The organism is Pseudomonas sp. NPDC087814 (assembly GCF_044742865.1).
In the GTDB taxonomy this organism is placed as follows: domain Bacteria; phylum Pseudomonadota; class Gammaproteobacteria; order Pseudomonadales; family Pseudomonadaceae; genus Aquipseudomonas.
In genome coordinates, this window is sequence record NZ_JBIUVK010000041.1 from 45,926 (window position 1) to 51,925 (window position 6,000).

Below are 6,000 nucleotides of genomic sequence, written 5' to 3' on the forward strand. Positions count from 1 at the left end.
GTTTTCACAGATTCAGATGATCACTGAAGTAAACGGCCAATTTAAGGGCTCGCCTGGTGGCTGTGAGCGTTGAATGTGAGGCGGTTTTTATACTTTGGGAAAAGGGCTACAAACTACCGTCAGCTATCTGACAGTAGTTTGCGAAAGGGCATCCACCGATTTTGAATTCGTGGTTTTTCAGTCGTGGTCAGTGTCCGGCTGGTTGAGAAAAATCAGCACACCCAGGATCGCCATATAGAACTTGAACGCCGCTTCCTGGCCGTTCCACTGATGGGATTGCCACATCAGGAACCACTCGCCGCCGATCACCATAAAGCCGAAGAACCACACCACGAAACCCAGGGTCAGCCCGACGATTGCGCTTTTCTTGGCGCGATTGAAGTCGATACCTGTGGCACGACGAGCCCGCCACAAGGCCAGTGCTCCACGCGCCAGCAGCACGGCCGTCAGGGCTTCACCGGCGATGATCAGCCAATATGCACCGTGCCACAGCCATGGGGTGGTGATGGCGCGATACATCGCGGCGTTGCCGGGGAAGGTGGTGTCCATGCTCAGCACATGTTTGACGAAGGCAAAGTTGGAGCCGTAGTCGGTGATGTTGCTGAAGGCCACGAGTGTGGCGAAGGCTGCCAGGGCAAGGGTCAGGACGATTTTTGCGTAGCGGTTGGCCATGTTTTTTCCATTGTCATGGGGCGACGGGGGACGAATACGCTAGCACGCTGGTGGTAGGGCTTCGATGCCTGATACATGAAGATTAAAGCGCCTGCGATGTAGGGATTTACTGATTTGCCTGCAGCGCACTCAGCTCGGCAAACAGCTGGTGCAGAATCGGCCACCCACTACTCGCAGAGAAACACCGGATGTTCGCTCCTGCCAATCAAAGTGCCTTTAGCCTGACCCTCGACGGTGTGCCCAGTGATCTCAAGGTACGTGAGTTCACGGGCGATGAATTCGTCAGCCTGCCCTATCGTTTTGACCTTGAACTGGTCAGCGAGCAACCCGACCTTGACCTGGAAAGCTTGATGCATCGCCAGGCGTTCCTGGGGTTTGATGCGCATGGCCATGGTATTCATGGCCAGGTCTATCGGGTGGCGCAAGGCGACTCGGGCAAGCGCCTGACGCGTTATCAGATCACGCTGGTTCCGCAGTTGGCTTATCTTGAGCACAGCGCTCACCAGCGGATTTTCCAGAACCGGACGGTGCCGCAGATCATTGCATTGGTGCTGGAAGGGCAGGGTATCCAGGCGGATGCCTTCTCGTTTCAACTGAGCGGGGTGTACCCCGAGCGTGAGTACTGCGTTCAGTTTGGCGAAACCGATCTGGCGTTCATCCAGCGCTTGTGCGCCGAGTCGGGCATTCACTACCACTTCCAGCACCACCCCGAGCGCCACCTTTTGGTGTTCGGCGATGACCAGAGCGTGTTCGCCCAGCCTGAGCAAGCCACTCAATACGCGGCGGGTTCGGGGATGGTTGCCGACACGCCGGTGATCAAGCGTTTTACCCTGCGGTTGCAGACCCGTACCACCGATGTGAATCTGCGGGACTACGACTTCAGAAAGCCACGCCTGAGCTTGGAAAGCACGGCGTCCGGCGGCCAGCGTCCCATGCTGGAGGAACAGTGTTATCCCGGGAATTTTACGGATCGCGCTCATGGTAAATACCTGGCGCAACGAAGGTTGGAGCGCCATCGCGGTGACTTTCGCCAGGCCAGTGGCCATAGCGACCAGCCGTCCCTGGTCAGCGGGCAGTTCCTGAGGATGGAAGGGCATCCTCGCCAGGAATGGAATGATTTGTGGCTGGTCACCCAGGTGACGCATGCAGGGCGCCAGCCTCAGGTGCTGGAGGAGTCGACCATCGACGCCTCAGGTGATGAATCGGCTCAGGGCTACAGCAATCACTTTGTCGTAACGCCATGGGAGGTGCCGTTTCGAACACCGCTGCTGGTATCGCGACCGCCGGTGTCTGGCTATCAAAACGCCGTGGTTACAGGGCCGGCAGGCAGCGAGATCCATTGTGACGAGTATGGCCGGGTCAAGGTGCAGATGGCCTGGGATCGCGCCGGGGAGCACGACGAACATTCCAGTTGCTGGCTGCGGGTGGCCAGTGGCTGGGCCCATGAGCACTACGGCTCGGTGTTGATCCCGCGGGTGGGCATGGAGGTGCTGGTGGGTTTCGTCGACGGCGACGCCGACACGCCGCTGGTGGTCGGTTGCCTGGCCAATGCCGCCACGCCGGTGCCGCTGGACCTGCCAGCCGACAAGACCCGCAGCATCTTCCGTAGCCAGACCAGCCCCGGCGGCGGTGGCTACAACGAGCTGCGCATCGAGGACCGCAAGGGTGCCGAGGAAATCTACCTGCGCGCCCAGCGCAACTGGACCCAGCATGTACTGCACGACCAGCACGTGCAGGTCGACAACCAGCGCGATGTGATCGTCAAAGGCCTTGATCGTCACGAGCTTCAGGGCGAAGAACAGCGCACCACCCACGGCAACCGCCTGACCGAACTCAAGCAGGACGATCACCTGATGGTCGCGGGCTCCCAGCAGGTACGTGCCGGGTTGACCATTCACATCGGTGCCGGGCAAAACGTCGTTATTGATGCGGGTGCCAGCGTGACCCTCCAGGCCGGTGGGCAGTGGATCAACGTTTCGGCGGGCGGGATTTTCAGCAGCACGCAAATCCAGCTTGGCGGCGCCCCGGCACCGGCGGGAGCGCCGCTGACGCCGGGGCTGCAGGAAAAGTTGCTGGCGGTAATACCTGCACCGTTGAGTGCCGTCCAGGTGTTAAGCCTGAAGCGCAGCGCACCCTTTTGCGAAGAGTGCGAGCGCTGCAGGAATGGCGTGTGCAATACGCCCCTGCATCGCAATACATCACTGCCCGCGGGTGCGCCATGATTTCTCCCGGGCAGTGGCTTGAGGCTGCGCCGTTGCAGGCGGGCGAGCAGTTGTTTGCGGTGATGGGCAATGCCAGCGACTGCAAACCGCTCGATGCGTGGCGGCGTACCGACGGGCGTGCACTTAGCCCCATCTGGGCGGGCAGCGAGTATGCAGCGTGGGAGGAGGTCATGCCCTACGTCGCGGTGGTCGCCGTGGACAGCGCTTTTCTGAAATGGGCCGCCGAATGCGAAGGTATCGACTGGGGTTGGCTGGCGGTGTCGTCCTGTTCCTTGCACACCGTCGTCGAGCATCTGCGCAGCCTGACCAAGGTACTGTTGCCGGAAGGGCCGGCGGTGTTCTTTCGCTTCTGGGACGGTGCTTATGTCCTGCCTGTGTTGCAGGCGCTGGGGCCACAGGCAAAGGAGTTGCTCCCGGTGTTCAGTCGCTACTGGATCAATGGTCGCCAGCATGAGGTAGCGGTTACGGCAGCGGGAGCGGCAAAGCCCGGCCCATGGTGGCAAGTGCCGCCGCATGTTCTCCAGCGCCTGGGTGAGCAAACGAGCGTTACGCAGGTGGACAACCTGTTGCAGTGGCTGGAAGAACAGCGCCCGGACCTGTACAGCGCCTTTGTGCCGGCGACCTTGAAGCACAAGGTCGCCTACTTCGTGCGCCGGCCGGATGTCAGCCATCAGGCGCTGGCCGCCTGGCTGGCCTCAGAGCTGGGTTGAGGCCAGCGACTGCTGCAGGTCCTCGATCAGGTCTTCAATGGCCTCGATGCCCACCGACAGGCGAATCATCTCCGGCTTCACCCCGGCCTTCGCCTGCTCCTGTTCATTCATCTGGCGATGGGTGGTGGACGCCGGGTGGCAGGCCAGGGACTTGGCATCGCCGATGTTCACCAGGCGCTTGAAGATCTGCAGCGAATCGTAGAAACGCACGCCCGCCTCATAACCACCCTTCAGGCCGAAGGACAGAATCGCCGACGGTTTGCCCTGCATGTATTTTTGCGCCAGGTGATGGTGGGGGTGATCCGGCAGGCCGGCGTAGCTGACCCACTCCACCAGTGCGTGGTCTTGCAGAAAGTGGGCAATCTTCAAGGCGTTTTCGGTGTGGCGCTCCATGCGCAGGGCCAGGGTTTCCAGGCCTTGCAGCAGCAGGAATGCATTCATCGGCGCCAGGGCCGCGCCGGTGTTGCGCAGCGGCACGGTACGGGCGCGGGCAATGAACGCCGCCGGGCCGAATTTTTCGGTGTAGACCACACCGTGATAGGCCGGCTCCGGCTGGTTGAGTCCGGGGAATTTCTCCGGGTACTGGGTCCAGGGAAAGGTGCCGCTGTCGACGATCACGCCACCCAGCGAGTTGCCGTGGCCGCCCACGTATTTGGTCACCGAATGCACGACGATGTCCGCGCCGAACTGGATCGGCTTGCACAGGATTGGCGTGGCCACGGTGTTGTCCACCATCAGCGGCACGCCACGGGCGTGGGCGACGTTGGCCAGGGCTTCGATATCGATGATATTGCCTGCCGGGTTGCCGATGCTCTCGCAGTACACCAGTTTGGTGTTGTCATCGATCAGCTCGGCGATGGCTTCGGCGCAGTCGTCACGGGCGAAGCGCACGTCAACGCCGAAGCTCGGCAGCAAGTGGGCGAACAGGGTGTAGGTGCCACCGTACAGCTGCGGGGTGGTGACGATGTTGTCACCGGCACGGGTCAGGGTCTGGATCGCGTAGTGGATCGCCGCGCTGCCGGCCGACACCGCCAGGGCCGCGATGCCGCCTTCGAGTGCTGCGATGCGTTGCTCCAGCACGTCGTTGGTGGGGTTCATGATGCGCGTGTAGATATTGCCGGGCACGTCGAGGTTGAACAGGTCGGCGCCGTGCTGGGCGTTATCGAATTCGAAAGCGACGTTCTGGTAGATCGGCACGGCGACGGCCTTGGTAGTCGGGTCCGACTTGAAGCCATGGTGCAAAGCGATGGTGGCGTCTTTCATGAGTTGTTATGACCTCCATGGATAATTGCTCGCCACAATAAATCCGCTTTCGCACCGCCAATTAGACTATTTTCGGCAGCGCCCCTGTGTTTGCGGCATAAGCGCCACCTGACGCGCAGCCCTGCACCTTTGCCTGCGTAAAAGGTAAACTTCGCCCCCTGCGCAGGAGCAACCATGAATTATCGTCACGCCTATCACGCCGGCAACCACGCCGATGTCTTCAAACACCTGACCTTGACCCGCCTCATCGCCCTGATGTCGCGCAAGGAGCAGCCGTTTGCCTATCTCGACACCCACGCCGGCATTGGTCTGTACGACCTGCAGGGCGACCAGGCGAACCGTACCGGTGAATACCTGGAAGGCATCGCCCGCCTGTGGGGCCAGGCCGACCTGCCGCCGCTGACCGCCGATTACATGCGTGTGCTGCACGAGATGAACCCGGATGGCGAATTGCGCTACTACCCGGGTTCGCCGGAGCTGGCGCGACGCCTGACTCGTCCTCAGGACCGCGTGCTGCTCAACGAAAAGCACCCGGAAGACGGCCTGCTGCTCAAGGACAACATGAAGGGTGATCGTCGGGTGAAAGTCCACCTTGGCGAAGGTTGGCACGTGCCACGGGCATTGCTGCCGGTGCCGGAAAAGCGTGCGTTGATGTTGATAGACCCGCCGTTCGAGAAGCTCGACGAGATGCAGCGCTGCGCCGCGTCCCTCAAGGAAGCCGTGAGCCGGATGCGCCAGACAGTGGCTGCGATCTGGTACCCGGTGAAGGACCAGCGCATGCTGCGCCGCTTCTACCAGGACCTGGCCGGTACCGGTGCGCCGAAGTTGCTGCGGGTGGAATTGCTGGTGCATCCGCTGGACACGCCCAACACCCTGACCGGTTCGGGTCTGGCGATTGCCAATCCGCCGTGGGGGCTGGAGGAGGAGTTGCGTGAGCTGCTGCCGTGGTTGTCCAAGCAGCTTGGGCAAACCCAGGGTGGCTGGCAGATGGATTGGCTTATCGCCGAGTAAGCCAATCTCAAGGTATTGAAGACCCAATGTGGGAGCGGGCTTGCTCGCGAATGCGGTGTATCAGAAACACATTCAGTGACTGACACTCCGCTTTCGCGAGCAAGCCCGCTCCCACATTTTTA

General features: G+C 61.2%; 5 protein-coding genes. 3 read left to right on the plus strand and 2 right to left on the minus strand.

Annotation, left to right across the window (positions count from 1 at the left end):
* Nucleotides 1–177: 177 nt before the first annotated feature.
* Nucleotides 178–672, minus strand: a complete 495-nt coding sequence (locus ACIOMR_RS23725; RefSeq protein ID WP_177080409.1) for a DUF2165 family protein — start codon at nucleotides 670–672, stop codon at nucleotides 178–180.
* A 188-nt stretch (nucleotides 673–860) separates the two neighbouring features.
* Here ACIOMR_RS23725 and ACIOMR_RS23730 point away from each other — a divergent pair, with 188 nt between their 5' ends.
* Both ACIOMR_RS23730 and ACIOMR_RS23735 read left to right on the plus strand, forming a co-directional pair.
* Entirely contained in the window at nucleotides 861–2,894 is a 2,034-nt protein-coding gene (locus ACIOMR_RS23730; protein WP_401196695.1) for a type VI secretion system tip protein VgrG, read from the plus strand.
* Nucleotides 2,891–3,604, plus strand: coding sequence for a DUF4123 domain-containing protein (locus tag ACIOMR_RS23735; protein ID WP_401196698.1), 714 nt, complete (start codon nucleotides 2,891–2,893; stop codon nucleotides 3,602–3,604). Before ACIOMR_RS23730 ends, ACIOMR_RS23735 begins: the two co-directional genes overlap by 4 nt.
* On the opposite strand, the gene ACIOMR_RS23740 is transcribed toward ACIOMR_RS23735, so the two are convergent.
* Nucleotides 3,590–4,867, minus strand: a complete 1,278-nt coding sequence (locus tag ACIOMR_RS23740) for an O-acetylhomoserine aminocarboxypropyltransferase/cysteine synthase family protein (RefSeq protein ID WP_008439168.1) — start codon at nucleotides 4,865–4,867, stop codon at nucleotides 3,590–3,592. The genes ACIOMR_RS23735 and ACIOMR_RS23740 overlap by 15 nt on opposite strands.
* Before the next feature lie 174 nt (nucleotides 4,868–5,041).
* Here ACIOMR_RS23740 and ACIOMR_RS23745 point away from each other — a divergent pair, with 174 nt between their 5' ends.
* A complete protein-coding gene (locus ACIOMR_RS23745) occupies nucleotides 5,042–5,878 on the plus strand; it encodes a 23S rRNA (adenine(2030)-N(6))-methyltransferase RlmJ (protein ID WP_003209435.1) in 837 nt (278 codons plus the stop codon).
* The last annotated feature ends 122 nt before the right edge of the window (nucleotides 5,879–6,000 follow it).

Coding starts and splice junctions, on each gene's coding strand:
- ACIOMR_RS23735 (WP_401196698.1), top strand. CDS start 2,891: ATGATTTCTCCCGGGCAGTGGCTTGAGGCTGCGCCGTTGCAGGCGGGC.
- ACIOMR_RS23740 (WP_008439168.1), bottom strand. CDS start 4,867: ATGAAAGACGCCACCATCGCTTTGCACCATGGCTTCAAGTCGGACCCG.
- ACIOMR_RS23725 (WP_177080409.1), bottom strand. CDS start 672: ATGGCCAACCGCTACGCAAAAATCGTCCTGACCCTTGCCCTGGCAGCC.
- ACIOMR_RS23745 (WP_003209435.1), top strand. CDS start 5,042: ATGAATTATCGTCACGCCTATCACGCCGGCAACCACGCCGATGTCTTC.
- ACIOMR_RS23730 (WP_401196695.1), top strand. CDS start 861: ATGTTCGCTCCTGCCAATCAAAGTGCCTTTAGCCTGACCCTCGACGGT.